The sequence below is a fragment of the Streptomyces sp. NBC_00158 genome (assembly GCF_045160885.1).
Classification (GTDB): Bacteria; Actinomycetota; Actinomycetes; order Streptomycetales; family Streptomycetaceae; genus Streptomyces.
Map to the genome: position 1 here is coordinate 7,536,696 of NZ_CP108161.1, position 25,043 is coordinate 7,561,738.

The window sequence follows — 25,043 nt, forward strand, 5'->3', positions numbered from 1 at the left end:
ATGCCAGGAGCGGACCGTGCTCCGATGCCCGGGGAACCCGTCGGGCGGGATCCTTCTCGGCATGACGACGACAGCGAGCACGCAGCCCGTACACGACACCCCCACCCCGGCGCGGGCCCGGCCGCTGCCGGTGGAGTGGTCCGGCGACGCACCCTTCCCCGGCCGCTGGGTGGGCGGGGTCTCGCTCGTGGCCGCCCCACTGCTGCTGGGCACGGGGGTCCTCCTCCGACTGCCCTTCCACTTCTTCTTCCCCGACCAGCTCGCCGCCCGGGTCGCCCACCCCGGTCTGATCGCGGCGGCCTACGGGGCCTTCGCCGCCGGAACCCTCCTGCTGTGGCCCGCCGTTGCCACGCTCGCGGCCCGGATCGGCCGACGGCGACCGGGACCGGCCCTGTGGGGCGGGGTGTTCGCCGTACTCGGGCTCTTCGCCCGCACCTTCCACGCCGGGGTGGACCACCTCGCCTTCCAACTCGCCGACCGGCAGGGCGCCGAGGAGGCGACACGGTTCGTCGCCCAGACGTACGGCGCCTTCCACGTCTTCAGCGCCCTCAACATCGCGATCACGGGCGGCTGGCTGCTCCTCGCGGCCGGCGCCTGGCGGGCCCGCGTACTCGGCCCGGTCCGGGCCCTCGCGCTCGCGGCGACCGCCGCGCTGCCGCTCGGTGTCCTCAAGGGCACCAGCCCGGCATCGGTGGTGGCCGTCGCCGGACTCTGCCTCGCCCTCGTCCCGCTGGGCGTCACGGTCCTGCGCGACGGTCGGGCCCCCCGCCGCGCCTCCGTGCTGCGCTGGAGCGCCGTGATCATCGGCACCGGCGTGCTCATGACCCTGATCGGGCGGGCCGGTTGACGATGTACGGTCGGATCATGCGCTTCCCCCGGCGACCGCACGACAGCCACCTCCTCGCGCTGGACCTGGCCGCCGCGCTCCTGGTGACCGCCGCCTACGCGGGCTTCGCCGGCATGCCCGGCAGCGGCACCCAGCCCGCCTACACCGGACCGGTGTGGGCGGGCGTCCTCGTCGCCGCGGTGGCCGGCCTCCCGGTCGCGGTGCGCCGGCGGTGGCCCGTACCGGCGGCGGGGGCCGCCCTCGCCGGAGCCGTCGCCGCCACCCTGCTGGACATCACGCGCGAGCCGTGGACCGCGGTCGGCCTCACCCTCTACACGGTCGCCCTCACCACGCCCGCGCGGCGGGCGGTACCGGTTCTCGCCGCCGCGCTCGCCACCGCCGCGGCCGCGGTCCTGACCGGGGAAGCCGTGCTCACTCCGGCCGAGACCTGGAGCGGGGCGGCCGGCGTGACCGCCATCGTCTGGCTGGTCCTCGGCGGCGGCTGGGCGGCGGGCGTCGCCGTACGCGGCCGCCGGAACCGGGAAGCAGACCGGGAGCGGCGCCGCACGGACGCGGCCATCACCGAGGAACGTCTGCGCATCGCAAGGGAGTTGCACGACATCGTCTCGCACGGCCTCAGCCTGATCGCGGTGAAGGCCGGCGTCGCCGGACACGTCGCCGAGCGCCGCCCGCAGGAGGCGGTCGAGGCGCTGCGCGTCATCGAGGACACCAGCCGCGCGGCCATGACCGAGATGCGCCGCGCCCTGGGCGTCCTGCGCACCGGCACGGCCGCCGCCCCGCTGGATCCGGCGCCGGGACTCGCCGCACTGGACCTGCTGGCCGAGCGGGCGCGACAGGGCGGCGTGGACGTCGAGCTGACGGTCCGGGTCCCGGACGCGGGCCTGCCGGCCGGAATCGCCCTCGCCGTGCACCGGATCGTCCAGGAATCCCTCACCAACACGGTCAAGCACGCGGCCCCCGCACGGTGCCGGGTGACGGTCGAGGCCGACCCCCGCGAGGTGCGCGTCGACGTCACGGACGACGGCGCACGGGACACCGGCCGCGAACGGCCGGGCGGGCACGGCCTGCTCGGCATGCGGGAGCGGGCGACGGCGTTCGGCGGCACGTTCAGCGCGGGCCCGCGCCCCGAAGGGGGCTTCGCGGTCTCGGCCCGCCTGCCGCAGGACGGAACGGGGCGCACCGCATGACCGGCGACATCCGCGTCCTCGTCGTCGACGACCAGGCGCTGCTGCGGGGCTCGTTCCGGATCCTCGTCGACAACGAGCCCGGCATGGTCGCCGTCGGAGAGGCGGGGGACGGAGCCGAAGCCGTCGAACTCACCCGGACGCACCGGCCGGACGTGGTCCTGATGGACATCCGCATGCCCGGCACGGACGGCATCGAGGCGACCTCGCAGATCTGCGGGGCCCCGGAGACCGCTGGGGCGAGGGTGCTGATCCTGACCACCTTCGACCTCGACGAGTACGTCTACGCCGCCCTCCGCGCCGGCGCGGCGGGCTTCCTCCTCAAGGACGCCCCGCCCGCGGAGCTCCTGGCCGCGATCCGCGTCGTCGCCGCGGGCGACTCCCTGCTGGCCCCGTCGGTGACCCGCCGCCTCATCCAGGACTTCACCAGCCGCCCCGCCCCCGCCCCGCACCGGGCCCCGGCCACGCTGACGGGGGTCACGCAGCGGGAGCTGGAGGTGCTGCGACTGATCGCACGAGGCCTGTCGAACGACGAGATCACCGCCCGCCTGCACCTGAGCATGGGCACGGTGAAGACCCACATCGGCCGTCTGCTGGCCAAACTGGCGGCCCGCGACCGCGCCCAACTGGTGATCGCGGCCTACGAAGCCGGAGTCGTCTCGACGGGCAGCGCCGGCGACGCCCCGCCCAGCTGACCCTGCCTGATGGGCGGAGGCAAGGAGCCGTCCCCGACGGCAGTCACCCGTTCGGCCCGCGCGGACGGGGCCGCGGGCGGCGGTGATGGGAGGCTGGGCGGGTGAGGAGGCGCGTGCGGTGGCATTCATGGACTCCCTGGTGCTGTTCGCCCCGTTCTTCGTGCCCGTGGTCAGCGGCCTGGTGGGCGGGGTCAGCCTCCTCGTCCGGGACCGGCGCGAGGCGCGGAGCGCCGACCACCACTACCGTCGGCAGCTGGAGAAGGCGCAGCTGGAGATCCAGTTCATCACCGGCTGGATCCAGGCCAGGGAGCAGGCGGGCAGCAGTGGCCCGGACGCGGCCCCGGACCAGGACCGGGACCCGGACTCGGATCCGGGCCGCTGGCTGGACGACTGCTACGCATCCGTCCGCCGCGCCAAATCGGATACGGGCACCCGCCACCGGACGGGGCCGGTAACGCTGCGGCGTCTGCTCCTGCTGGGGGAGCTGAGCGGCCCCGCGAAGGGCATGCGGGTCGTGTACTGGATCTCCCTGGCCCTCTTCAACGTGGCGCTCGCGTGGTGGGTGAACGCACTCGTCTCCGGCGTACCGGGCTTCATGCACGAGGAGGGCGTCGACGAGTCCGAGGAGATCGGTTCGTACCTGCTCGCGGCGTGCGTCCTCTTCGTGGCGTCGGCCGTCATGTGGGTCTGGACGGTCCACCTGGGTGCGGCGGAACCGGAGCAGGTCTACCGCAAGCGCATCGACTCGGACGCCTGGGCGGAGCAGGAGCGCGGGAGGCGCGAAGCGGCCCTGGCGAAGGCGGAGCGTCCCGGGGCCCCTGGCTGACCGGCACGAGCCGGCGGCCGCGCACGATCATCCAGTGCCGGCGCGACCAGGGCAGCCGGTCCAGCCGCGCCGGGACCTTCGTGGTCACGGTCTTCGCGTCCCGCTCGGCCATGCCCGCGCTGCGGCCCCGCGTCCGTACGGCCCAAACTCCGCATCAGCCGTACGGACGAAGGGGATCCGGCTCAGCGCTTGAGCGTGAAGGCGAAGTCGCCCGACAGCCGGCCGCCCAGCCGGACCGCGGAGACGATCCGCCCGTCGGCGGCCAGCCGCTCCGCCTCCGCTCGCGAGAGGCCGCAGCCCTCGGCGATCAGCCGAAGGGGCCGGACGGGGATCCGCGTCGTGAAGCGGACCTGGACGTCGATGGCTTCGGCGTCAGGGGGCACGGGCGCTCCGGTGTCGAGGCGCCAGGCGTCGCCCCAGTCGAGGGCGATGCGGTTGCGGCGCAGCAGGACCGGATCGCGCAGCAGCTCGGCCGCCAGGCCGGGGTCGTTGCCGTGCAGCCGGTCCAGCAGCCCGGGCCGGACGGAACGTACGTTCGTCCGCTCCAGGAACGTGGTTCGTGGGCACGCTACCGGCGGGCGACGGCCCCGTTCCACGGTCTTTGGCCCGCGCGCCCCGGACGCACGGCCGTCGAGCCGGGGCGGGGCCGACCGGGCGGTGGGAGTGCCCCATGCGGGGGACCGGCCGGTGTCCCGCGGCGCCCCATAGAAGCGATATGCATATTTTGCGAACCATGCTCAAGGTCAAGCTCACCGCCCTCGCGGGCGCTGCGGGGGCCCTGGCGGCGCTCGTCGCCCTGCCCACCCCCGCCCAGGCTCACATCCCGCTGCCCGTCCCCTGTAGCGCGACAGCCCTGCGCACCGCCATCAACCAGGCCAACACCTTCCCCGGCCCGGACACCCTCTTCCTCGCCCTCGGCTGCACCTACAACCTCACGGCCGCCGACCACCCCGGCAACGGCCTCCCCGCGATCACCAGCGACATCAACGTCATCGGCAACGGCAGCACGATCCGCCGCCAGTCCGCCGCCGCCTTCCGCATCCTCCAAGTCACCGGGCCCGGCGGCCGGCTCACCCTGAACAACCTCACCGTCAGCGAGGGCCTCGCATTCAACGCCGGTGGCGGCGGCATCGCAGCGAACAGCGGCACCACCCTCACCCTCAACTCCACCACCGTCACCAAGAACAGGGGCGGTAGCGGAACCGACGGCGGAGGCATCGTCAGCGGAGGCACACTCATCGTCCGCAACAGCACCGTGACCTACAACTACTCCTCGGAAAACGGCGGCGGCATCCAGTCGTACGGCACAGCCACCATCTCCGGCTCCACCATCGCAGGCAACACCGCCCGATCGGACGGCGGAGGCATCGACGGCAGCAACGCAACCCTGACCGTGACCAACAGCAACATCACAGACAACGCCGCCCAGTTCGACGCCGGCGGCATCAACGCCTACAACCTCACCGGAACCGTCACCGACACCCTCATCCGAGGCAACGTGTCAGCCGACGGCGCCGGCGGCGGCGTCACGACCCGCGGCAGCAGCAACCTCACCCTGCTGCGCACCACCGTCTTCGCCAACCGCTCCTTCGGCGACGGAGGCGGCGGTCTCGCCAACCGCGGCGCCACCCTGACCGTCCGCGACAGTCCGGTGACCCGCAACTCCGCCCCCGTCAACACCCCCGGCGGCATCTTCAACGAAAGCGGGACCGTCAACCTCACCGGCACCACCACCGTCACCGACAACATCTTCACCAACTGCGCCCCGACGCCCATCGGCACCTGCACGGACTGACACCTCGTACCACCGCTGCCGCAAGGGTGCTGAACAGCCGGGCGGGGTCAGGGGCGGCGCAGGCGGGGGGCGAGGGCTGCCATGGCAGCCATCAGCGCGGGCAGCACCAGCATCGCCCACCGCAGGGTCGTCGCCTCCGCCAGCGCGCCGATGACCGGGGGGCCCGCCAGGAAGCCGACGTAGCCCACCGCCGAGACGGCGGCGATGGAGGAGCCGGCGCGTTCGGGCCGCAGGGCGGCCGCGTGGGCGAAGACGAGGGGGATGACCGCGGCCAGACCCAGGCCCAGCAGGGCGTAGCCGACGAAGCCGGCCGTCGTCGTCGCGTCGACGATCGGGACGAGGGCTCCGGCGCCGGCCGCCACCGCGCACAGGAGCGTGAAGCGGGCCGTGCCGAGGCGGGCGCGCAGCCGGTCGGCGGTGAGGCGGCCGACGACCATGCCGGCGGAGAAGACGGCGTAGCCCAGGCCCGCGGCGCCGGGTGAAGCCCCGGTCTCCTCCTTCAGGTACACCGCGCCCCAGTCGTTGACCACGCCCTCGCCCATCAGGGCGCAGAACGCCACGAGCCCGGGGACCCACAGGCCCGGGCCGGGCAGGGCCAGCAGGGGCCCCGCCCGGGAGGGGCCCTCGGCCGGCGGTGGTTCGGGGGCCAGGGCCGTGGCCGCCACCCCCGCCACCACCAGCAGGACGAGCGCCGTCACCGTGAAGTGCGCCCGGATGCCGATTCCGGCGGAGGCCGCCAGGCCCCCCGCCGTGGCACCGGTGATGCCGCCGAGGCTGAACATGGCGTGGAAGCCGCCGAGGACCGGACGGCCGTAGGCGCGTTCGACGAGGACGCCCTGGGTGTTCATCGCGACGTCGACGGCCGTGTTGCCGCACGCGAACACGGCCAGGGCCCCCGTCAGCACGGTCAGGTTCGGGACGTGGGGCAGGCTCGCGAGGGCGCCCAGGTAGGCGGCCATGCCGGTGCGCAGGACCGTACGGCTGCCGTACCTGGCCACCAGGCCGCCCACGAGCGGCAGCCCGAGGAAGGCGCCGCCGCTCAGGCCGACGAGCGCCACGGCCAGTTCCCCGGCGGACAGGTCCAGCCGGCTCTGGACGGCGGGTACCCGGGCCGCCCAGGTGGCGAAGGCGGCTCCGGTGACGAAGAAGACCGCGCAGACGGCCAGCCGCATCGTCCGCGGACTCCGGCTCCGGCGCGGACTCCGGCTCCGGTGACGGACGGACTGCGAAGCCGCTCGTCCGCCCCCGGCCACGGCCCCGGCCCCCGCATCGGTTCCGGGATCGGGCTCGTCGCGCATCTACGTCCGTCCCCTTGTCACTGGCGCCCTGCCGAGGCGGCCGTCCGCCGGGTCAGGGCGATCAGCCCCTCCCGTTCCTCGACAAGGACCTTGTACAGGACTTCGGCGTAGCGGTGCATCGTCCGCACGTCGTTGGGCGGGCCGAAAGAGCTGAAGCTCTGCCCCAGCACCAGGCGGCGGAGGCAGACCTCCTCGCTCACCGGGTACTGCGCCGGATCGTAGTGGTGTCCGGGACGGGCGTGCCCGCAGCTCCAGGGGCACCCCCGGCCGTAGCCGCGCAGCTCCTGGAACAGGGTCTGACCGGGTACCGGCTGCGGCTGCCAGCGCATGATGTTCAGGCCTTCGGCGTTCACCGCCCGGGCGAGCGCGTCGCGGAAGGCGGCGACGGGCAGGCCGTCGAGGCCGAGTTCCTCGGGCATGACGAGCAGCGGATAGAAGAAGTAGACGTGCGTGCGGTCCTCGGGCACGACCGGCGTGCGGATGCCCGGTACCTCGGCGAGGGCCCGGGTGAGCGTCGCGCCGTTGGCCTGCCGGACCAGGGACATCTCCGACAGGCGGGTGAGCTGGGAGCGGGCGAACGCGGCGGCCAGGACGTCGATGCGGTAGTTCCAGCCCATGATGCGGGCGTTGTAGTCCCGGCTCTGGTCCGGCAGTTCCTCGCCGAACATCAGCACGCGCCGCGCCAGCCGGTGCTGCTCCTCGTCGCGGGCCGCGAACAGGCCGCCCTCGCCGAGGGCGGACAGGGTCTTGGACCCGTTGAGGCTGGCTCCGCTCAGTGGGGCGAGGGAGCCGACCGGACGGCCCCGGTAGGTGGCGCCGTGGGCCTGGGAGGCGTCCTCGATGAGGACGAGGCCGTGCCGGTCGGTGATCGCCCGCAGTGCGTCGTAGTCTGCGGGCAGGCCGTTGAGGTCGACGGAGACGACGGCCCGGGTGCGGTCGGTGATCCGTTCCTCGATCCGGGCCGGGTCGAGGTTGAACGTCGCGAGGTCGGTGTCCACGAACACCGGAATCGCGTTGGCCTGGAGCACGCAGGAGGCCGAGGCGAGGAAGGTGTCGGCCGGTACGAGCACCTCGTCGCCGGGCTCCACGCCGGCGGCCGCGATCGCCATGTGCAGGGCGGCCGTACCGGAGTTGGCGGCCAGCACGTGGGGCATGCCGGTGAACCCGGCCCAGGCGTCCTCCAGGTCGCGCACCGTACGCATGGGCCAGTGCCAGGGGGTCGCCCCTTCCATCGCGTCGAGCACGGCCTTGCGGTCGGCGTCGACGATGTGCGGCCAGGGCGCCACCTCGTCCTCGGCGAGCAGCGGGGAACCTCCGTCGACGGCTAGCACGTCCGGGCCTCCTCACCGGCCCCGACGGAGGCCGTCAGCGTCAGGCTCCGGCGGGCCGGCGGCTCGCGGCGGAACAACGCCTTGGCGGAGGGGAGTTCGGGGAAGGGGCCGAGCAGGCCGGCCAGGCGCGCCAGGCCCTCGGTCAGGGTGACCCGGGGGGTGAACCCCAGCCCTTCCAGACGGGTGACGTCGGCGAGGAGGGTGAAGCTGTCCGCCAGGCTGGAGGTGTCGGCGTCCAGCAGCGCCGGGCGCCCGGTCGCGGCCCCCACCGCCCCGGCCAGCTCGCGCATCGAGACGGCGGTGCCGGTGCCCAGGTTGTAGGTCCCGCCGTCGGCGCCGCCGCCGGCCAGGGCCATCAGGGCCCGGCACAGGTCCTCGACGTGGATGAAGTCGCGGCGCTTGCGGTCGATGTCGCCGACCACCGGGATGGGCTGCTCGTTGAGGTGCCAGCGCAGGAACTGCGAGACCTCGCCGCCTGCCCTGCGCGGGTCCTCGCCCGGGCCGTAGACGACGAAGGACCGGCCGATGACGACGGGCAGTCCGGCCGTCGCGTGCAGGCTGCGCAGGGTCAGTTCGCCGGAGAGCTTCGAGGCGCCGTACGGCAGGAAGGGCTGCGTGGGATGGTCCTCACGGATCGGGCTGCGGCGCGGGGTGCCGTACACGATGGCGGAGGAGAGGTAGACGAGCCGGCGCGCGCCCAGTTCCAGGCAGGCGTTGCCGACGTTGCAGGTCCCGAGGGCGTTGAGGTGGAAGTCGTGCCGGGGATTGACCACGGACTCGGTGCCGCTGGCGTTCCCGGCGAGGTGGAACACGACGTCGGCGCTCTGCAGCGCCAATAAGGTCTCACCGTAGTCGCGCAGGTCGGCGCGGACGTAGGAGACGCCGGGCAGGGCCGCGAGGTCCGGGGGGAGGGGGGCCTGGTCGACGACGGTGACCGTCTGGGACAACAGGCTGAGGGCGGTCACGAGATGCCGGCCGACGAAGCCGGCTCCGCCGGTGACGGCCACTCGCTCAAAGTGTGTTTCGGGCATGTCGGAGCCGTGGTGCACGATCACTCCATCCAGGACGCAAGGCGGGGAAAGGCAGGCGGGGGCGGACACTGACCGGTGGTGGCCCGGGGCGCACACGCCTGCCGCCGCGCACTCGGCGCTGCGCTCGAAACGCGGTGCTCTTCAACCCTGGCCCGGACGCGCCGCAGTACCGCTCACGCATCTGATCGGTTACGGCTCAACCAGTTCACCACGGGGCCTCCCCGCCGGCGCAAGGGGTGTCGGGGAGAGTGGCCGAGACCGCGTCCCGCCCGGCGGCGCGGCGGGCAGCGGAGCGGAGCTGGTCCGATTCCGCGCTGATCGAGGCGGACGCGGCCGCCGCGCCCAACCGGAAGCCGAAAGGGCGCCCCTCCGCGACGGCGCAGGGATGGCCGGTTAGGCGGACTTGACTTCCCGCCCTCGGAGGGACGCTCGAAGGGCCTGACCCCTCAGGGGCGGCCCGAGTGGAGGGCCGCCAGGCCGCGGGCGTGGTCGAACGCCGCCGCGGCGTCCCGTGCGTCGGTCCAGGGGGCGGCTCCGCACCAGCCGCCGATGAGCCGGAACTGCGCCATGGCCTCCGAGTACCGCCCCGTCTTCACGAGTACGGCCGCGTACAGGTGCCGTACCGCGGGGAGCCGGCGGTCCCCCGGAGCGGCCTGCGCCAGGTCGGCCTGGACGCGGGCGAGCACGGGCTTGGTGACCCAGGTGCGGTAGGCCGCGTCTCCGTCCTGGAGGGTGGCTTCGTACACGGCGTGCAGGTAGACGGCGGAGAGCAGGCTCCCGGCCGGAGCGGACACCGCGGCCTGCTTGGCGAACTCGAACATCAGCCGGTGGGAGCCGTGCCACTTCGCGCACCAGTACTGCAGGGCGTGCCAGTGCGCGTCGTAGTGATGCGGCGCACGGCTCGTGACCTCGCTCCACAGACCGCGGAACTCCTCGTGGGGCAGCCCGAGTCCCCGCGCGGCGGCGACCATCGTGACCCACGGGGACGGATCGGCCGGTGCCAGCCTGGCCGCCTCCTGGGCCGCGTACACGGCCGTCGGCAGCAGCTCCCTGAACAGCGCCACCTGCTCGGCGGAGGTCTGGTCGATGGTCTCCTCGCCGCGCGCCGCCCAGGCGCGGAGCAGCAGGGCGTGGGCGTGGACCACGACGGGGTCCGCGTCCTGCGGCCGCTTGGCGCGCCAGATCCGCAGCCAGCGCTCGTCCTCCACGGCCAGGTCCGCGAACGCCTCGACGAGCCGCCAGCGCTCCGCCCAGTCCCGGCGTTCCGCGGTGTCCGCGAGGAGCCCGGCCGCGGGCTCCCACTCGCCGTGAAGGGCGGCCTCGACGGCGCCGCGCAGCGCGGGCTCGTCGCTGGGCGGGCCGGAGCGACGGCTGTCGAGCCGATCGCGCGGGACGAGGCCGTAGGCGGCGGCGTCGAAGCCCCGGGCTTTCCGGTTGCGAACGGCTATGCGGGTGGTGTGGACGATCGCCCAGAGGAGGACGACCAGACCGACGGCAGTGATGATGTTCGTGAGCACGAGGAGTCATCATCCCTGGTCGGGATCACGGTGGGCGAACGCTGAGGCAAAGTACCGGACTCGTTTCGGTCTCGGTTCGCGCAGCCCCGGGCCCGTGCCTCCCGGCACCGGACCGTATGCGGGGTTGCCCTTGCGGTTCACCGCATACCGGTGTCACCCGCCGAGGACGCTGTCGCTCCACTGGCCGGCGGCACCCTGCATCAGGGCCTCGTCGCTCAGGATCTGGGTGCCCGTCAGGGACGCCGCGCCCAGGTCGCCGGCCGGCGCCGTGCCGTTGTGGGAGCCGACCGTGTTGTCGCGGCCGGCGTTGAACACGTCGTCCCCCGCGATCTGGGACAGGTCGCCGAAGACGATCGAGTACGTGTTGTCGATCGGGGCGTAGACGAAGAAGCCGTCATCGGCCGAGGCGGCGGACGCGCCCGCCAGGAGGATGCCGCCGACGGCGAGAGCGGTCAGGGCGCAGCGCGGCGATCGCACGGGTTCTGCCTTTCGTGGAGGGCGGGGGCAGTGCGAACGTAGGCGGCTACGCGCGCCAGGACCCGGCACCGTGCCCCGTACGGCACGATTCCATCCGTACGGCGCAGCCTGCGCCGCCCCTGCGCCGACGCCCGGGACGGTCAGGACGCGGGCGGATGGCCGAGGGCGGTGTCGAGTGCGTCGAAGAGCCGGTCGACGTCGTGGGCGGTGGTGTGGAGGTGGGGGCTGATCCGCAGGGCGTTGCCGCGGGCTCCGACGAACACGCCGGATCGTTCCAGGGCGCGGGCGGTGGCCTGCTGGAGGCGGGCGGGGAGGGTGATGCCGAGCATGTGCGGGCCGTGCGGGCCCGGGACGTGCAGACCGCGCCGCCGGGCGTGCTGCGCGATGAGGGCGGTGGTGGTCTCCAGGGTGGCCGCGATGCGGGGGACGGTCCAGGCGGTGAGCTGCCGCAGAGCGGCGATCGCCATGGGAGTCAGCTCGAAAGCGGTGCGCGCCCCGACGTCGAAGCGGCGTGCGCCGGGCTGGTACGCGGTGCGGTAGTCGACGAGGGCGGCGAAGTCCTGGGAGTCCTGCCGCAGGATCCAGTTCTCCTCCAGCGGCCGCCCGTCCTGGTGCGCGGGAGCGGCGTAGAGGTAGCCGAGACCGAAGGGCCCCAGCAGCCACTTGTACCCGACGCTGACCAGGAAGTCGGGCCGTAGCACCCCGACGTCCAGCGGGACGGCGCCGGCGGACTGGCTCGCGTCGACGACCAGCGCCGCCCCCGTGCCGCGGGCGGCCTCGGCGATGCGTTCCAGCTCCAGCCACGTCCCGTCGGTCCAGTGCACCTGGGGAACCGACACGACGGCCACCGAATCGTCGAGGGCCGCCAGCACCGCCTCGGTCCAGCTCTGGCCGGCCTCGCGCCGTACGGTCAGCATGCGAGCGCCGGTGCGCTCGGTGAAGCGCCACCACGTGTAGATCCCTGACGGGTACTCGTCGGCGAGGACCAGCACCCGGCTGCCCGGCGCCGCGTCCAGGTTCGCCGCGGCCACCGCCATCCCGTAACTGGTCGCCGGCACCAGCGCGATGTCGTCCGCACCCGCCCCGATCAGCGCGGCGAACAGCCCCCGCCGCTCCTCGGCCGCACCGAACCAGTCACCGGCCCCGATCCGCCACGGCTGCGCCCGCCACCGGAGTGCAGCGGTGCCGGCGTCCAGCCCGGCACGCAGGGTCGGAGCCAGGCTGGCGGTGTTGAAATAGGCGACGTCCTCGGGAACGTCGAACAGTTCCCGGGCCGGAGCGAGCGGTTCCGGGCGGTGGTGGGGTGCGGACATCAGGAAGCCTCCCGCGAAGGGCCGTACCACTCCGGGCCCGGCCAGGACCGTGCGGCGCACAGGGCGCCCATGCTGCCAGCATGAGCCCGTTCCGGGCGGCCGCGAGCGATCGGCACACCCCGATCGGTGCGAGGCTGTGCGGGTGAACGAAGCCCTTTCCGCTGCCCGGCAGCGTGCGTCCGCCCACCAGCGCCGGTTCGAAGCCCGCTTCGCGGCCTACTTCGACTCCCTGACCGACCCCGAGGGCGGTGCGTTCGAGCTGCCGCGGCACGGCGCCTTCCCCGCCCGCGCCCTCGACCTGGTGCGCGACATGTCGCTGCGCGGCGGCAAACGGCTGCGCGTCATCCTCCTGCACGAGGCCGCCGCGCTGGTGACCGACCAGGACGTACCGGGACTGGACGAAGCGGCGATCAGCATCGAACTGCTGCAGACCCACGGCCTGATCCACGACGACATCATCGACGACGCCCCCGTACGCCGCGGCGGCCCCTCCACCTACTACGCCTACCGCCAGGAGTTTCCCGACGGGCCCGAAACCGCCCTCGCCCTCGCCCTGCTCGCCGGCGACCTCGCGGCCTTCCTCTCCACGCGCGCCCTGCTCACCAGCCCCCTGCCCGCCGACCGTGTCCTCGCGATGGCCGCCGTCCACGCCGACACCGCGGCCGCCACGATCACGGGGCAGATGATCGACCTGGAACGCGACTTCCGCACCGCCCCCGACACCGAGTTCCTGCACGAGGTCACCGAGTACAAGTCCACCCGCTACTCCGTCCTCGCCCCGCTGCGCCTCGGCCTGCTGGCCGCCGGCGGCGACCTCGCCCCGTACGACGGCGAACTGCGCACCTACGCCACCGCGCTGGGGATCGCCAACCAGATCCACGACGACTGGCTCGACCTGTTCGGAGACCCGGAATCCCTCGGCAAGCCGGTCGGCTCCGACATCCGTTCCGGCCGCCGCAGCTACGCCGTCCGCGCCCTCCTCACCGTCTGCGACGAGACCGAGCGCAAGCTGCTGAACGCGGCCCTGGGCGACCCGGGCTGCGACGACGACACCCTCTACCGCATACGCGGCATCGCGCGAGCCCACGGCATCGACCGACAGCTGCGCGCCGACGCCGCCGACCACGCACACCGGGCCGCGGCCCGGGCCGCCACCTGGCGGGACCGCTGGCGTCCCGACGCCGTGGCGTTCTTCGAGCACATGCCGCCCTGGAGCATCGCCCGCGACCGGTAGCAGCCGTCCACCGAGGTGCCCGCCGCCCGCCGTCAGGCGGGCAGCCAGGTCTGCCAGGTGGCCCGGTTCTCCTTCACCCAGCGGGCCGCCGCCTCCTGCGGGGGCAGCTTCTCCTCCGCGATCATCAGGGCGACGTCGTTCTGCATCTCCTTCGTCCAGCGGAACCTCTTCAGGAAGGCGGCCGCGTCACCGCCGTCCTTCGCGAACCGGGCGTTGAAGAACTTCTGCAGCGGCGTGTGCGGATACGCGCAGGCCACCTTCTCCGGATCGGCGTCGCAGCCCTTCTCGTACGCGGGCAGCTCCACCTCCGTCATGGGCACCTTCTCGAACAGCCACTGCGGCTCGTACCAGTAGGTCAGGAAGGGTTTCCCCTCCTTGGCGAACTGCTTGATCTGCGTGATCTGCGCCGCCTCGGAGCCCGCGAAGACCACCTGGAGGTCCAGGCCCAGGTTCTTCACGAGCGCCTTGTCGTTGGTGACGTACGACGGGGAGCCGTCGAGGAGCTGCCCCTTGCCGCCGCTCTCCGCGGTGCGCAGCTCGGCGGCGTACTTGTCCAGGTTCCTCCAGTCGGTGACGTCCGGGTGCCGCTCGGCGAAGTACGTCGGCACGAACCAGCCGATGTGCCCGGTGACCCCCAGGTCGCCGCCGCGGACGATGGTGCCCTTGCCGTCGACGTACCGCTCCTCCTGCTCCGGGTGCCCCCAGTCCTCCAGGATGGCGTCCACCCGGCCCTGGCTGAGCGCGTCCCAGGCGGGTACCTCGTCGATCTGCACGGTGTCCACGCGGTAGCCGAGTTCGTGTTCCAGCAGGTACTGGGCGACGGCGACGTCGGCCTGCGCGCCCACCCAGGACTGCACGGACAGCGTCACCGTCCGAGCCCCCTCGGTGTCCGCGAACGGGGAGGACTGGCGGGTCATGTCGGCGGCGCCGCAGCCGGTGAGGCCGGCCCCGACGGCCAGGGCCGCGACGGCGGCCACGGCGGCGGTGATGCGGGTGCGAGCCATCTCAGGCCCCCTTTCCGGTGTGGGTGCGGCGTTCCGTGGGCTGGGTGACGCGGTCGAGCACCAGGCCCAGGCAGACGATCGCGGCACCGGCGACGAGTCCGGTCGCCAGGTCGCCCTGGGCGAGACCGAACACGGCGTCGTAGCCGAGCGCCCCGCCGCCCACCAGGCCTCCGATCACCACCACGGCCAGGACCAGGACCACGCCCTGGTTGACGGCCAGCAGCAGCGCCGGCCGGGCCAGCGGCAGCCTGACCTGGAGCAGCTGCTGGCGCCCCGTCGCCCCGAGGGACCGCGCGGACTCCACCGCGCCCGGGTCGACGGCCCGCAGGCCCTGCGCGGTGATGCGCACCACCGCGGGCAGCGCGTACACCACGGCCGCTGCCACGGCGGGGGCGCGGCCGACGCCGAACAGCGCGACCACCGGGATCAGGTACACGAACTGGGGCATCGTCTGGAACACGTCGAGGACGGGCCGCAGCAGACGCTCAGGGCGGCCGCCGCGCGCGGCGGCCGCGCCGAGTACGAAGCCGAGCAGCAGGGTCACGGCGACCGCGGCCAGCACCTGGGAGAGGGTGTCGAGGGCGGGCCGCCACACTCCGAGGACACCGATCGCGGCCATCGCCAGGACCGCGGTGGCGGCGGTCCGCCAGGTGCCGATGAGCAGGGCGAGCGCGCCGACCGCCAGCAGGACCGACCACCAGGGAAGCCACTGCAGGCCGGAGCGGAGCGGGTTGAGGACCCCGGTGGTGAAGTGGGAGGCCCAGTCGGCGGTGCCGCCGACGACGGGCACCCCGGAGTACAGGTGCGCGGTCATCCAGTCCACGGCCCGGTTGACGGGCCCGGCGGTGTCCACCGTCCAGGCCCGCGGCCAGCCGAGCCGGCCGGTGAGGTGACCGGCCGCCGCTATCCCGGCGATCGCCGCGGCCAGGGCGGCCGGGGCCAGGGCCGCGGTGCGGCCGGGCCCGGCCGGGCCCGGGGCCGGCGCGGACCCGAGCCGGGCGCCCGCGGCGGCGGTGACCCGGTCCAGGACCACGGCGAGCAGCACGATCGGCACGCCCGCGGCGAGCGCCGCACCGACGTCCACGGACGCCAGCGCTTGGTAGACCCGGTCGCCGAGACCGCCCGCGCCGATCACCGAGGCGATCACGGCCATGCCGAGCGCCATCATGATCGACTGGTTCAGGCCGAGCAGCAGTTCCTTCCGGGCCAGCGGCAGCCGGGCCGTCAGCAGCCGCTGCCGGCCGGTCGCCCCGAGGGAGGCGGCGGCTTCCATGACCCCGGCGTCCGCGCCGCGCAGCCCGAGCGCGGTGAGGCGGGCCATCGGCGGGGCGGCGTACACCACGGTCGCCAGGACCGCGGCCGGCACGCCGATGCCGAACACCAGCACCACCGGCAGCAGATAGGCGAAGGCGGGCAGCACCTGCATGGTGTCGAGCACCGGGCGCAGCACGCGGTCCATCCGCCCGGACAGGCCCGCGGCCAGCCCGAGGAGCGCACCGAGCACCACGGACGCGAGGACCGCCACCACCATCAGGGCGAGGGTCTGCAGGGTGGGGACCCACATGCCGAGCAGCCCGCACGCGGCGAACGCGGCGACGGAGACCAGCGCGAGGCGCACCCCCGCGAGCCGCCAGGCCACCAGCCCGGCCGCCGCGGTCACCCCGGCCCAGCCGAGGCCGAGCAGCAGCAGGTACACCCCGCGGACGCAGACGACGACGGCGTTGCTGACGTGCCCGAGGAAGTAGAGGAAGAGCGGATGGCCGTCGCGGTTGTCGATGATCCAGTCGCCGGCGCGGTCCAGCGGCGCCGAGACGTCCACCGTCAGCCCGCCCGGCCAGCTGCCGCCGCCGAGCAGGACGGCGCCCAGGCCGAGCAGGAGCGCCGCGCCGGCACCGATCAGCCGGCCGCGGCGGCGCCGCAGCAGGGCCCTCGCGCCACCGGAACCGGCGCTCGCACCGGACCCGGCCCGCGGAGGGCCGCCGCCGGAACCACGGCGCCCGGCCGTGGCGGCAGGGGCGTACATCAGGCCACCGCCTTCCGCTCCGCGGCGGTGACCCCCGCGACCACACCCAGCAGCGCCGACTGGTCCACCACCCCCAGGCACCGCCCGTTCTCGACGACCCGCGCGTTCTCCCCGGTGCGGGCGACCGCCTCGATGGCCTCGTGGACGGTCGCGGTCGGCGCCAGCGCCGGTCCGGCCCCGGTCTCCTCGGCCCGCGCCGGGCGCATCGCCGAGCGGACCGTCAGCACCTGCTCGCGCGGCACGTCCCGTACGAAGTCGCGGACGTAGTCGTCGGCGGGGGAGCCGACGATCTCCTCGGGCGTGCCCAGCTGCACGATGCGGCCGTCCCGCATCAGCGCGATCCGGTCGCCGAGCCGCAGGGCCTCGCCGAGGTCGTGGGTGATGAAGACCATGGTGCGTCCCTCCTCGCGGTGCAGCCGGACGACCTCCTCCTGCATGTCGCGGCGGATCAGCGGGTCGAGCGCGCTGAACGGCTCGTCGAAGAGCAGCACCTCGGGGTCCACCGCGAGTGCGCGGGCCAGCCCCACCCGCTGCTGCTGACCGCCGGAGAGCTGCCCGGGCCGACGCCCCTCCAGGCCCTCCAGACCGACCTTCGCCACGAACGCCGCCGCGCGCTCGCGCCGTTCGCCGCGGCCGACCCCCTGGACCTCCAGGCCGTAGGCAACGTTGTCGAGCACGGTGCGGTGCGGCAGCAGACCGAAGTGCTGGAAGACCATCGAGGCCCGGTGCCGGCGCAGATCGCGCAGCCGGGCCGGGTCCATGGCGAGGACGTCCTCACCGTCGAAGCGCAGGCTGCCCGAGGTCGGCTCGATGAGCCGGGTCAGGCAGCGGACCAGCGTCGACTTTCCGGAACCCGACAGGCCCATCACCACGAACACCTCGCCCTCGCGCACGTCGAAGGAGACGTCGCGGACGGCGGCCGTGCAGCCGGTCAGCTCGCGCAGCGCGGCGGCGTCCAGCGACGCCAGTTCCGGGTCGGCCGGGACCCGTCCGGCCTTCGGCCCGAAGACCTTCCACAGGTTCCGCACGGCGAAGACGGACCCGGACCGGGACCCGGCCCCGGACCCTGAGCCGGGCCCGGACCCCGCCGGTCCGCCCGGCCCCTCGCGGCGAGTCCCCGTACCGTTCGCATTCGGGCTCATCGGGCTCATCGGGCGGTACCTCCCAGCAGTTCGGCGCATTTCTCCCCGACCATCAGCACCCCGATCATCGGGTTCACGGCGGTCATGGTCGGGAAGACGGACGCGTCGGCGACCCGGATGCCGGACAGCCCCCGGATCCTCAGGTCGGGCGTCACCACGGCGAGCGGATCGTCCTCGGCGCCCATCCGGCAGGTTCCGGCCGGGTGGTACACGGTGTGCGCGACCTGCCGGGCGTACGCGCCGAGCTCCTCGTCGGAGGTGACCTCCGGGCCCGGGCAGACCTCGCGCTTCAGCCAGCTGGCCAGCGGCTCGGCGGCCGCGATCCGCCGGGCGATCCGGATGCCGTCGACCAGGGTCCGGCCGTCGTAGTCGTCCTCGTCGGTGAAGTACCGGAAGTCCAGGGCCGGCTTTACCCCGGGGTCGGCGCTGGTCAGGTAGAGCCGGCCGCGGCTGCGCGGCTTGGGGATGTTCGGGGTCAACGACACGCCGTGGGCGGGGCGTTCGTAGCCCAGCCGCTCCGGGTTGTCGGTGAACGGCACCTGGTAGAAGTGGAACATCAGGTCCGGTCCTTCGGCCGCCGGATCCCGGCGGACGAACAGCCCGGCGTCCGAGTCCATCGCCGAGTTCTCCGGTATCGGACCGTTCGTCTCCCACACGATGACCGACTCCGGGTGGTCGAGCAGGTTCTCGCCGACTCCCGGCAGGTCGTGCACGACCGGGATGCCCAGTTCCTCCAGGTCCGCCCGCGGTCCGATCCCCGAGTGCAGCAGCAGCCGCGGCGAGTCCACGGCGCCGGCGCACACCAGCACCTCCCGCCGGGCCCGCACCACGCGCTCGGCGCCGTCGGCGGTGCGCACGTGCACCCCGGTGGCCCGGGTCCCCTCCAGCTCCAGCCGGAACGCCCACGTCTCCAGGGCGATGTGGAGGTTCGGCCGGTCCAGGAAGGGGTGCAGGTAGGCGACCGAGGCCGAGGACCGCTTGTTGTCCTCCGGGTGGTACGCCAGGTCGAAGAAGCCGGCCCCCTCGTGGAAGGGGCCCTCGTTGAACCCGTCGACCCGCGGAACGCCGAGAGCCTCCTGCGCCGCCTCCACGAAGTCCCGGGCGATGGCGTTCCGGTCGTCCTCGTGGACGGGGACGATGTTGTTGCGGAGCCGGTCGAAGTACGGGTCCATGGAGGCCGCGTCCCAGCCCTCGGCCCCGGCCCCGGCCCACTCGTCCCAGTCGGAGGGGAGCGGCTTGAACGAGATGAGCGTGTTGTGCGAGGAACAGCCGCCCAGCACCCGCGCCCGGCTGTGCCGGATGTGGGAGTTGCCGCGGGGCTGCCGGGTGGTGGGGTAGTCGTAGTCCAGTTCGCCGCCGAGCAGCCCCATCCACCGGCGCAGGGTGAGGACGTCCTCGCGGCCGACGTCGCTGGGTCCGCCCTCGATGACGGCCACGCTGACCGAGGGGTCCTCGGTCAGCCTCGACGCGATCACGGAACCGGCGGTCCCGCCGCCGACGACGACGTAGTCGTACACCTGCTGCTCGTGCTGCTCGTGCTGGTGGCTCATGCCCGGTCCTCCTGGTGCCCGCCGCGTACGCCGTCGTCCTGTCCGCCGGCGAACCACCGGACGGGGCGCGGAGAGAGGTTCCGGTAGACGTGCTTGGCCTCGCGGTACTCGGCGAGGCCGGTGGGGCCCAGTTCGCGGCCGATGCCGGACTTGCCGAAGCCGCCCCATTCGGCCTGCGGCAGGTAGGGGTGGAAGTCGTTGATCCACACCGTGCCGTGGCGCAGCAGCCCGGCCACCCGCCCGGCCCGCTCCTCGTCGGCGGTCCACACGGCTCCGGCCAGGCCGTACTCGGTGTCGTTGCCGAGGGCGACGGCCTCCTCCTCGGTGTGGAAGGTCTCCACGGTGAGGACCGGTCCGAAGACCTCCTCGCGCACCACGCGCATCCCGCGGTGGCACCGGTCGAGGACGGTCGGCCGGTAGAAGAAGCCCGGCCCCTCCGGCCGCACCCCGCCGGCCCGCAGCACCGCGCCCTCGGCCAGGGCGCAGGCCACGTACTCCTCGGACCGCTCCCGCTGCGCCGCCGACACCAGCGGCCCGCACTCGACGCCGGGGTCGGTGCCGCGGCCCAGCCGGATCAGGTCGGCCCGCCGGGCCAGTTCGGCGACGAACCGGTCCCGCAGCGACTCCTCGACGATGAGCCGGGAGCCCGCCGAGCAGACCTGGCCGCTGTGCATGAACGCGGCGTTCAGGGCCTGGTCCACGGCGGTGTCGAAGCCCTCGGGGGTGGCACAGGCGTCCGCGAAGACGATGTTCGGGTTCTTGCCGCCCAGTTCGAGCGCGACCTTCTTGACGCTGTCGGCCGCCGCCCGCGCGACCTCGGTCCCGCTGACGAGCCCGCCGGTGAACGAGACCAGGTCGACGCCGGGGTGCTCGGCGAGCCGCGCGCCCACGGTGTGCCCGGGACCGGTGACGATGTTGGCGGCGCCGAGCGGGAGCCCGGCCTCCAGCAGCAGTTCCACCAGGGCGACCGTGCTCAGCGGGGTGATCTCGCTGGGCTTGATCACGAAGGTGTTTCCCGCGGCGAGGGCCGGCGCGATCTTCCAGCTGGCCTGGAGGAGCGGATAGTTCCACGGGGTGATCAGCGCACAGACGCCCACCGGCTCGTGGACGACCACGCTGCGCACGTCCGGCGAACCGGCGTCGACGACCCGCTCCGCGCTCTCCTTCTCCACCAGGTCGGCGAAGTAGCGGAAGGCGTCGCGCACGCAGTCGACGTCGGTGCGGCCCTCCTCCAGCGTCTTGCCCGCGTCCCGGCTCTCCAGGGCGCCGATCCGCTCCCGGTCCCGTTCCAGCCGGTCGGCGACCCGGCGCAGCAGGGCGGCACGCTCGGCGACCGGCGTACGGGGCCACGAGCCCGCGTCGAACGCGGCGCGGGCGGCGGCCACCGCGTCGTCGGCGTCCCGGAACCCGCCCTCCGCGACGACCGCGAAGGCGGTGGCGTCGACGGGGTCGATGATCTGGCGGGTCTCTCCGGAGAGTGACGCCCGCCACTCGCCGCCCACGTGGATGGTCTGTTGTGCTGCGCTCACGTCGGGTACTGCCTTTCGTTCCTTCAGGCCCCCCGCTGGTCGTCCGGAGAGCCGGGGCGGCCTGCGGGCCGCCCGGGAGGGCGGGTGCCCCCGACTCCCGGAAGCATGTGAAAGACGCGGCGGAGAGTGATCCGCTTCACGAGACGCATCCGACCAAAAAGTGACAATAAGGACTAATAGGTGCAGTGGCGGCCCCACGCGTCGAGCCCGCCGTAGACGTGGGCTTCAAGGCATCGTGGAGCTCCAAGGCCCACGGCCTCGCCCCGGTACACCGCGATGAGCGAGTCCTCGCCCCGCCACCAGGTGTCAGTGACGCCTTGCACTTCGGGTACCGGCTCATGCCCGTCGAGGTCCAGGGTGTCGACGGCTTCGCCCGTGATCCGTGTGACGGTCGTGGCCCAGCGCCGGGCATGGGCGGCGAGCGCCAACGACTCCACCCATCCGTCCGTACTGGCATGCAGGGGCGTCCAGCGGTCGGCGTCGATCCCGAACGCCCCGTCCGGGCCGATCGCGAATCCGTAGGCCATGGACACCCGGCATTCCCCGGCGTCGAACGACCAGCCCTCCGCGGCCGACCCCTGGGGGCACGCGGCCTCCAGGACGCGCGGGCCGCCTTCGTGGAACGGCGCCGGCGGAAGTGCGAGACCTCCCCAGCGGTCCTGGAACGCCGCAGCCCGGTCGGCCTCCGCGGCGGGAATCCCGTGCGCGATCCACACCTCGCGGTGCCGCCGGAGGTCCTGCCGCTCGACGCGGATGCCGTCCGCCTCGACGAAGCTCCGGGCCCTGCGACTCAGACCGGCGGGGCAGACCGGGGCGGTCTGTATCGGGCTGCCGACCGTCACGGCCGTTCGCCGCCGGCGTGGAGCACGGCCGCCGCGATCTCCCGTACGCGGTCCAGTGTGATTCCGGTGCGCTGTTCGACGGCGAGGGGGTGGTCGGTGGGCTCGAGCTCGACGAAGGGGCGCTCTCCGACCGGGCGGGTGTGGACGTACGTCTTCAGGTTGAGGGTGGTGGACGGGTAGATCTTCAGGTCGGTGGTGAGCCAGCCGAAGGAGGGCGGCTCTGGTCATGGTGTCGGAGCCTAGCTACGGCGAACGGTGCCGAGGGAGCGGGTGCGCGTTCCGGCCCCGCCCCCGCCAGGTCCCGCGCGGGGACAAGAGCGGCAACGGTTCGCCGGGGTTCGCCGGGCGGCCTTCGGACAGCCAGAAGAGGTAGTGGCGGAGGTCCTGCGCGAGACCTCCGTCGATGTACGCGACGTACTCCCGGGCCCCGCCGGCCGCCTCGCGTTCGTCCTCCCGGTACGAGACCGACCACTTGCGGTCCAGGGCCGCAGCCCAGTCCCGTACCCGGCCCCGCTCCTCCCACCAGTCGCGGACGAGCTGCGGGGTCCAGTGGTCGTCACCGTCGCAGGCGTACCCGGCCATCGGGTCCTGGGCGACCGCGCCCAGCAGCGCGAGCGCCTGAGCCCGGCCACGGGGCTGGCGGTAGACGAACTCGCCGCCCCACTCGTCTTCGTAGAGCACGTTCGCGGGGGCGATCAGCCGGCCCATCCAGCAACTGTCCGTCCCGGCCGCGTAGAACGGCCCCGGCACGTTGCGCCAGTCGCGCTCCGCCCAGCGTTCGGGGCGGGTGTTCCACCAGTCGCCGCGGTACTCCCGGGCAGGCAGCCACGTGCCGCCGTCCGGCGCGGTCAGGGGCCCGCTCTCCGCGGCCCGGACCGCTGGCAGTGGGTCCCAGTAGCTCATGATCGACATCTTGTCAGAGGCCGTGCGCCGGCGAGGTGCGGTGCGCGGGTGGGTGCGCGGGTGGCCCAGCCGCGCGGCGCCTGAGGCGGAGATCCGGCGCTCGGCCGTACCTGCGCGCACGGCCGGCGTGTAGGTTCGTGATCATGAAACCGTCAAACGGCAGCATCGCCGACCAGGCGCCGGCCGATCCGACCGCCACGGACGACGTGTTGGCCAGTCAGCCCATCGGCTACTGGGCCGGTCTCGTCCACGAGGCCGTGACGCGGCGTCTGCGCGACGCCATGGCCAGGATCGACGCCACCCAGCCGCAGTACTGGGTACTCAACCGAGTATCCGGCGGGCCCACGGCACCCAGCCGCGAAGAGGTGGTCACCCAGCTGACCCCCCTTGCGGCCGGACAGCACGAAATCCCGCGCGTGATCGATCAGTTGCTCCACCGCGGCTGGCTGCGTACCGACGCCGGACAGGCCCTGCACCTCACCGATGCCGGCGAGTCCGCCAGGCTCCGGCTGCGGAGCCTGGCCACGGAACTACGGGCAGAGGTCCACCAGGGCATCGGGGACGAGGAGTACGCGGCCGCGCTCAAGGTGTTGCGCACGATGATCGCCAACATCGAGGGCCAGGCCCTTCCCAGCCGCTGAGGAAGTGTCAGGCGCAGGCCCCGCATCCGACGACCCTGGCGGCGACGGGGCACCGGCGGGCGCGGGGCGGCCCGACGGTCAGCCCTTGACGATGCAGAACGGATGTCCGGCCGGATCGGTGAGCACCCGCCACCTGTCCTCGTGCGGCTGGTGGCCCGACTTGCCCGCGCCCAGCTCCAGCAGCCGGGCCTCCGCCCCGTCCAGGTCCATGACGTCGAAGCAGAGGTGGAGCTGCTGCGGCACCGCCTGGTCGGGCCAGCTGGGTGCGCGGTAGTCGTCGACCCGTTGAAATCCGATGAGGAGCCCGTCCTCACGGTTGAGAGCGGCGAACTCGGTGTCCGACTTCGGGTGGGGTTCAAGTCCGGTGGCCTGCTGGTAGAACGCAGCCAGCGCCAGTGGGTCAGGGCAGTCGAGCGTTATCGCGCTCAACTTCATCGGCGGGGTCATGGCACCTCCGGGGCGATCGACGGGCTTTCCGGTGCACACACTAGGAGCTGCTGCCCAGGCCGGCTGACGCCTTCGTCAGCGGATGTCATGGTCCGGGTGGGCCCGGTCGTACGCGTGCCGTGCTTCGGCGATGGCGGTGCGGTGGGTGAGTGACCAGTCGGCGAGTGCCTTGACCAGGTGGGTCAGACCGGCTCCCGTCCGGGTCAGGCGGTAGTCGACCTGGGCCGGGACGGTCGGGTACACGGTGCGCAGGACGAGGCCGTCGCGTTCGAGCCTGCGCACGGTGAGGGTGAGCATGCGCTGGGAGATGCCGTCGATGGCGCGCTGCAGTTCGCGGAACCGGCGGGGCCCGCCCGCGAGCTCGACGATCACGAGCACCGACCACTTGTCGCCGATGCGGTCCAGGACGTCGCGGATGCCGCAGTCGGGGTGGTCTTCGCGACCGCAGGGGTCGAGGGCGGCGGGGGTGGTTACCCCGGTGTGCGTGAGTGACATGGAACTGCCTCCTTGTGGCCGGTGGGCGCGCGGTCAAGGATCAAGGGTAGTTACTGATGAGAACCACGATGGAAGACTGTGATTGACATGATCTTGGTGACGGGCGCGAACGGGAACCTCGGTTCGGCCACCCTCGCGGCGCTGCGCGCCGGCGGCGCCGCTGCGACGGGCGGCAGCCGCACGCCGGGGGAGGGGATCCGGCACCTCGACTTCGACGACCGCGGGAGCCTCGATCTCACCGGCGTCTCCACGCTGGTGCTGATCTCCGCCGGTTACGGCGAGGACGACCAGGTCGTCGGGCGGCACGCGGCGGTCCTGGACGCCGCCCGGCGCGACGGCGTCGGCCACGTCGTCTACACGAGCCTGACCACGGCGGGCGACCATCTCGGCTTCGCGCTGGCCCACCGTGCCACCGAGCGCCTCGTGCGGGCGAGCGGACTGCCGTGGACGATCCTGCGCAACGGCCTGTACGCCGAACTCTTCGGCGGCCTGCTGATGTGGTCCGACAGCGGTGTGGAGTCCGCGTTCGGGGACGGCGCCCTGGCGGCGGTCGCTCGGGAGGACCTCGCCGAAGCGGCGGCGACCGTCGCGGCGGATCCGCTCCGACACCGGGGACGGGTGTACGACCTGGTCGGCACGCCGATCACGGCGGGCCAGGTGGCCGACCGGCTCGGAGCGCCGCACCGCACCGTCGGGCTGGGTGAGTACCGGCGCAGGCTCCTCGACGAGACCCCGGGCCTCCTGCCGTTCCAGCCGCCCATGCTCGTTTCGATCGCCGCGGGCATCCGGCACGGCTTCCTGAACGGCACCGCTTCCGACCTGACGGATCTCCTCGGCCGCCCGGCCCGTGACCCTCTGGCCACGGCTGTTGCGGCCGCGTCCGCCACACGGCCGCAAGCGCGCCCTTGACGTCGGTTCC

24 protein-coding genes and 1 pseudogene are annotated in these 25,043 nt (G+C 73.5%); 8 read left to right on the forward strand and 17 right to left on the reverse strand.

The window, feature by feature from the left end; all coding sequences use genetic code 11:
- The first annotated feature begins 61 nt into the window (after positions 1-61).
- The 4 genes from OG553_RS34655 to OG553_RS34670 all read left to right on the forward strand — a co-directional run bounded on the left by OG553_RS34655 (position 62) and on the right by OG553_RS34670 (position 3,552).
- The gene (locus OG553_RS34655) at positions 62-847 is read left to right on the forward strand and encodes a hypothetical protein (protein ID WP_405982821.1); all 786 of its coding nucleotides are present in this window, start codon (positions 62-64) and stop codon (positions 845-847) included.
- A gap of 17 nt (positions 848-864) precedes the next feature.
- A complete protein-coding gene (locus tag OG553_RS34660) occupies positions 865-2,034 on the forward strand; it encodes a sensor histidine kinase (protein ID WP_405982822.1) in 1,170 nt (389 codons plus the stop codon).
- Positions 2,031-2,726 carry a response regulator gene (locus OG553_RS34665; protein WP_405982823.1) on the forward strand — a complete coding sequence of 232 codons (696 nt, stop codon included), beginning with the start codon at positions 2,031-2,033 and terminating at the stop codon, positions 2,724-2,726. Before OG553_RS34660 ends, OG553_RS34665 begins: the two co-directional genes overlap by 4 nt.
- Positions 2,727-2,844: 118 nt before the next feature.
- Complete coding sequence (locus OG553_RS34670) at positions 2,845-3,552, forward strand: hypothetical protein (RefSeq protein ID WP_405982824.1); 708 nt, start codon at positions 2,845-2,847, stop codon at positions 3,550-3,552.
- Between the two features lie 182 nt (positions 3,553-3,734).
- Here OG553_RS34670 and OG553_RS34675 read toward each other — a convergent pair whose 3' ends face one another.
- A complete protein-coding gene (locus OG553_RS34675) occupies positions 3,735-4,148 on the reverse strand; it encodes a DUF1062 domain-containing protein (RefSeq protein WP_405982825.1) in 414 nt (137 codons plus the stop codon).
- Between the two features lie 137 nt (positions 4,149-4,285).
- Between OG553_RS34675 and OG553_RS34680 the strand changes: the two genes are divergently transcribed.
- Entirely contained in the window at positions 4,286-5,347 is a 1,062-nt protein-coding gene (locus tag OG553_RS34680) for a hypothetical protein (RefSeq protein ID WP_405982826.1), read from the forward strand.
- Positions 5,348-5,394: 47 nt separating this feature from the next.
- On the opposite strand, the gene OG553_RS34685 is transcribed toward OG553_RS34680, so the two are convergent.
- From OG553_RS34685 to OG553_RS34710, 6 genes are all read right to left on the reverse strand, one after another.
- Complete coding sequence (locus tag OG553_RS34685) at positions 5,395-6,519, reverse strand: MFS transporter (protein ID WP_405982827.1); 1,125 nt, start codon at positions 6,517-6,519, stop codon at positions 5,395-5,397.
- A gap of 143 nt (positions 6,520-6,662) precedes the next feature.
- Positions 6,663-7,976 carry a DegT/DnrJ/EryC1/StrS family aminotransferase gene (locus OG553_RS34690; protein ID WP_405982828.1) on the reverse strand — a complete coding sequence of 438 codons (1,314 nt, stop codon included), beginning with the start codon at positions 7,974-7,976 and terminating at the stop codon, positions 6,663-6,665.
- The gene (locus tag OG553_RS34695; protein WP_405982829.1) at positions 7,970-8,983 is read right to left on the reverse strand and encodes an NAD-dependent epimerase/dehydratase family protein; all 1,014 of its coding nucleotides are present in this window, start codon (positions 8,981-8,983) and stop codon (positions 7,970-7,972) included. The genes OG553_RS34690 and OG553_RS34695 overlap by 7 nt, the downstream gene beginning before the upstream one ends.
- Positions 8,984-9,453: 470 nt before the next feature.
- Positions 9,454-10,524 carry a hypothetical protein gene (locus OG553_RS34700; RefSeq protein ID WP_405982830.1) on the reverse strand — a complete coding sequence of 357 codons (1,071 nt, stop codon included), beginning with the start codon at positions 10,522-10,524 and terminating at the stop codon, positions 9,454-9,456.
- 153 nt (positions 10,525-10,677) lie between these two features.
- Positions 10,678-11,001: a hypothetical protein gene (locus OG553_RS34705; protein WP_405982831.1), complete on the reverse strand. Its 324-nt coding sequence runs from the start codon at positions 10,999-11,001 to the stop codon at positions 10,678-10,680.
- A 140-nt stretch (positions 11,002-11,141) separates the two neighbouring features.
- A complete protein-coding gene (locus OG553_RS34710) occupies positions 11,142-12,314 on the reverse strand; it encodes an aminotransferase class V-fold PLP-dependent enzyme (RefSeq protein ID WP_405982832.1) in 1,173 nt (390 codons plus the stop codon).
- Positions 12,315-12,456: 142 nt separating this feature from the next.
- Between OG553_RS34710 and OG553_RS34715 the strand changes: the two genes are divergently transcribed.
- Positions 12,457-13,548 (forward strand): polyprenyl synthetase family protein, encoded by a 1,092-nt coding sequence (locus tag OG553_RS34715; RefSeq protein ID WP_405982833.1) that lies wholly within the window; start codon positions 12,457-12,459, stop codon positions 13,546-13,548.
- 32 nt (positions 13,549-13,580) lie between these two features.
- Here OG553_RS34715 and OG553_RS34720 read toward each other — a convergent pair whose 3' ends face one another.
- The 8 genes and pseudogenes from OG553_RS34720 to OG553_RS34755 all read right to left on the reverse strand — a co-directional run bounded on the left by OG553_RS34720 (position 13,581) and on the right by OG553_RS34755 (position 22,661).
- Positions 13,581-14,552 carry an ABC transporter substrate-binding protein gene (locus OG553_RS34720; RefSeq protein ID WP_405982834.1) on the reverse strand — a complete coding sequence of 324 codons (972 nt, stop codon included), beginning with the start codon at positions 14,550-14,552 and terminating at the stop codon, positions 13,581-13,583.
- Between the two features lies 1 nt (position 14,553).
- Entirely contained in the window at positions 14,554-16,575 is a 2,022-nt protein-coding gene (locus tag OG553_RS34725; protein WP_405982835.1) for an ABC transporter permease subunit, read from the reverse strand.
- Positions 16,575-17,756 carry a glycine betaine/L-proline ABC transporter ATP-binding protein gene (locus OG553_RS34730; protein ID WP_405982836.1) on the reverse strand — a complete coding sequence of 394 codons (1,182 nt, stop codon included), beginning with the start codon at positions 17,754-17,756 and terminating at the stop codon, positions 16,575-16,577. The genes OG553_RS34725 and OG553_RS34730 overlap by 1 nt, the downstream gene beginning before the upstream one ends.
- Entirely contained in the window at positions 17,723-19,267 is a 1,545-nt protein-coding gene (locus tag OG553_RS34735; RefSeq protein ID WP_405982837.1) for a GMC family oxidoreductase, read from the reverse strand. The genes OG553_RS34730 and OG553_RS34735 overlap by 34 nt, the downstream gene beginning before the upstream one ends.
- A complete protein-coding gene (locus tag OG553_RS34740) occupies positions 19,264-20,796 on the reverse strand; it encodes an aldehyde dehydrogenase family protein (RefSeq protein WP_405982838.1) in 1,533 nt (510 codons plus the stop codon). The genes OG553_RS34735 and OG553_RS34740 overlap by 4 nt, the downstream gene beginning before the upstream one ends.
- A 173-nt stretch (positions 20,797-20,969) precedes the next feature.
- Positions 20,970-21,638 (reverse strand): hypothetical protein, encoded by a 669-nt coding sequence (locus OG553_RS34745; protein WP_405982839.1) that lies wholly within the window; start codon positions 21,636-21,638, stop codon positions 20,970-20,972.
- Positions 21,635-21,859: pseudogene (locus tag OG553_RS34750) on the reverse strand (DUF2199 domain-containing protein); the annotation flags it as partial. The gene OG553_RS34745 and the pseudogene OG553_RS34750, both read right to left, overlap by 4 nt.
- A gap of 22 nt (positions 21,860-21,881) precedes the next feature.
- A complete protein-coding gene (locus OG553_RS34755) occupies positions 21,882-22,661 on the reverse strand; it encodes a hypothetical protein (RefSeq protein WP_405982840.1) in 780 nt (259 codons plus the stop codon).
- A gap of 23 nt (positions 22,662-22,684) precedes the next feature.
- On the opposite strand from OG553_RS34755, the gene OG553_RS34760 reads away from it, so the two are divergent.
- Positions 22,685-23,182 (forward strand): MarR family winged helix-turn-helix transcriptional regulator, encoded by a 498-nt coding sequence (locus tag OG553_RS34760; RefSeq protein WP_405982841.1) that lies wholly within the window; start codon positions 22,685-22,687, stop codon positions 23,180-23,182.
- 78 nt (positions 23,183-23,260) lie between these two features.
- Here OG553_RS34760 and OG553_RS34765 read toward each other — a convergent pair whose 3' ends face one another.
- Positions 23,261-23,629 (reverse strand): VOC family protein, encoded by a 369-nt coding sequence (locus OG553_RS34765; RefSeq protein WP_405982842.1) that lies wholly within the window; start codon positions 23,627-23,629, stop codon positions 23,261-23,263.
- A 75-nt stretch (positions 23,630-23,704) separates the two neighbouring features.
- Positions 23,705-24,124, reverse strand: coding sequence for a winged helix-turn-helix transcriptional regulator (locus tag OG553_RS34770; protein ID WP_405982843.1), 420 nt, complete (start codon positions 24,122-24,124; stop codon positions 23,705-23,707).
- An 87-nt stretch (positions 24,125-24,211) separates the two neighbouring features.
- On the opposite strand from OG553_RS34770, the gene OG553_RS34775 reads away from it, so the two are divergent.
- Complete coding sequence (locus tag OG553_RS34775) at positions 24,212-25,033, forward strand: NAD(P)H-binding protein (RefSeq protein ID WP_405982844.1); 822 nt, start codon at positions 24,212-24,214, stop codon at positions 25,031-25,033.
- Positions 25,034-25,043: the final 10 nt, after the last annotated feature.

Bases quoted from the DNA above. Each gene is read 5' to 3' on its own strand.
- OG553_RS34660 (WP_405982822.1), top strand. From the start codon at position 865: ATGCGCTTCCCCCGGCGACCGCACGACAGCCACCTCCTCGCGCTGGAC.
- OG553_RS34775 (WP_405982844.1), top strand. From the start codon at position 24,212: ATGATCTTGGTGACGGGCGCGAACGGGAACCTCGGTTCGGCCACCCTC.
- OG553_RS34730 (WP_405982836.1), bottom strand. From the start codon at position 17,756: ATGCGCCGAACTGCTGGGAGGTACCGCCCGATGAGCCCGATGAGCCCG.
- OG553_RS34680 (WP_405982826.1), top strand. From the start codon at position 4,286: ATGCTCAAGGTCAAGCTCACCGCCCTCGCGGGCGCTGCGGGGGCCCTG.
- OG553_RS34760 (WP_405982841.1), top strand. From the start codon at position 22,685: ATGAAACCGTCAAACGGCAGCATCGCCGACCAGGCGCCGGCCGATCCG.
- OG553_RS34685 (WP_405982827.1), bottom strand. From the start codon at position 6,519: ATGCGGCTGGCCGTCTGCGCGGTCTTCTTCGTCACCGGAGCCGCCTTC.
- OG553_RS34655 (WP_405982821.1), top strand. From the start codon at position 62: ATGACGACGACAGCGAGCACGCAGCCCGTACACGACACCCCCACCCCG.
- OG553_RS34710 (WP_405982832.1), bottom strand. From the start codon at position 12,314: ATGTCCGCACCCCACCACCGCCCGGAACCGCTCGCTCCGGCCCGGGAA.
- OG553_RS34665 (WP_405982823.1), top strand. From the start codon at position 2,031: ATGACCGGCGACATCCGCGTCCTCGTCGTCGACGACCAGGCGCTGCTG.
- OG553_RS34765 (WP_405982842.1), bottom strand. From the start codon at position 23,629: ATGACCCCGCCGATGAAGTTGAGCGCGATAACGCTCGACTGCCCTGAC.
- OG553_RS34735 (WP_405982837.1), bottom strand. From the start codon at position 19,267: ATGAGCCACCAGCACGAGCAGCACGAGCAGCAGGTGTACGACTACGTC.
- OG553_RS34770 (WP_405982843.1), bottom strand. From the start codon at position 24,124: ATGTCACTCACGCACACCGGGGTAACCACCCCCGCCGCCCTCGACCCC.
- OG553_RS34725 (WP_405982835.1), bottom strand. From the start codon at position 16,575: ATGTACGCCCCTGCCGCCACGGCCGGGCGCCGTGGTTCCGGCGGCGGC.
- OG553_RS34720 (WP_405982834.1), bottom strand. From the start codon at position 14,552: ATGGCTCGCACCCGCATCACCGCCGCCGTGGCCGCCGTCGCGGCCCTG.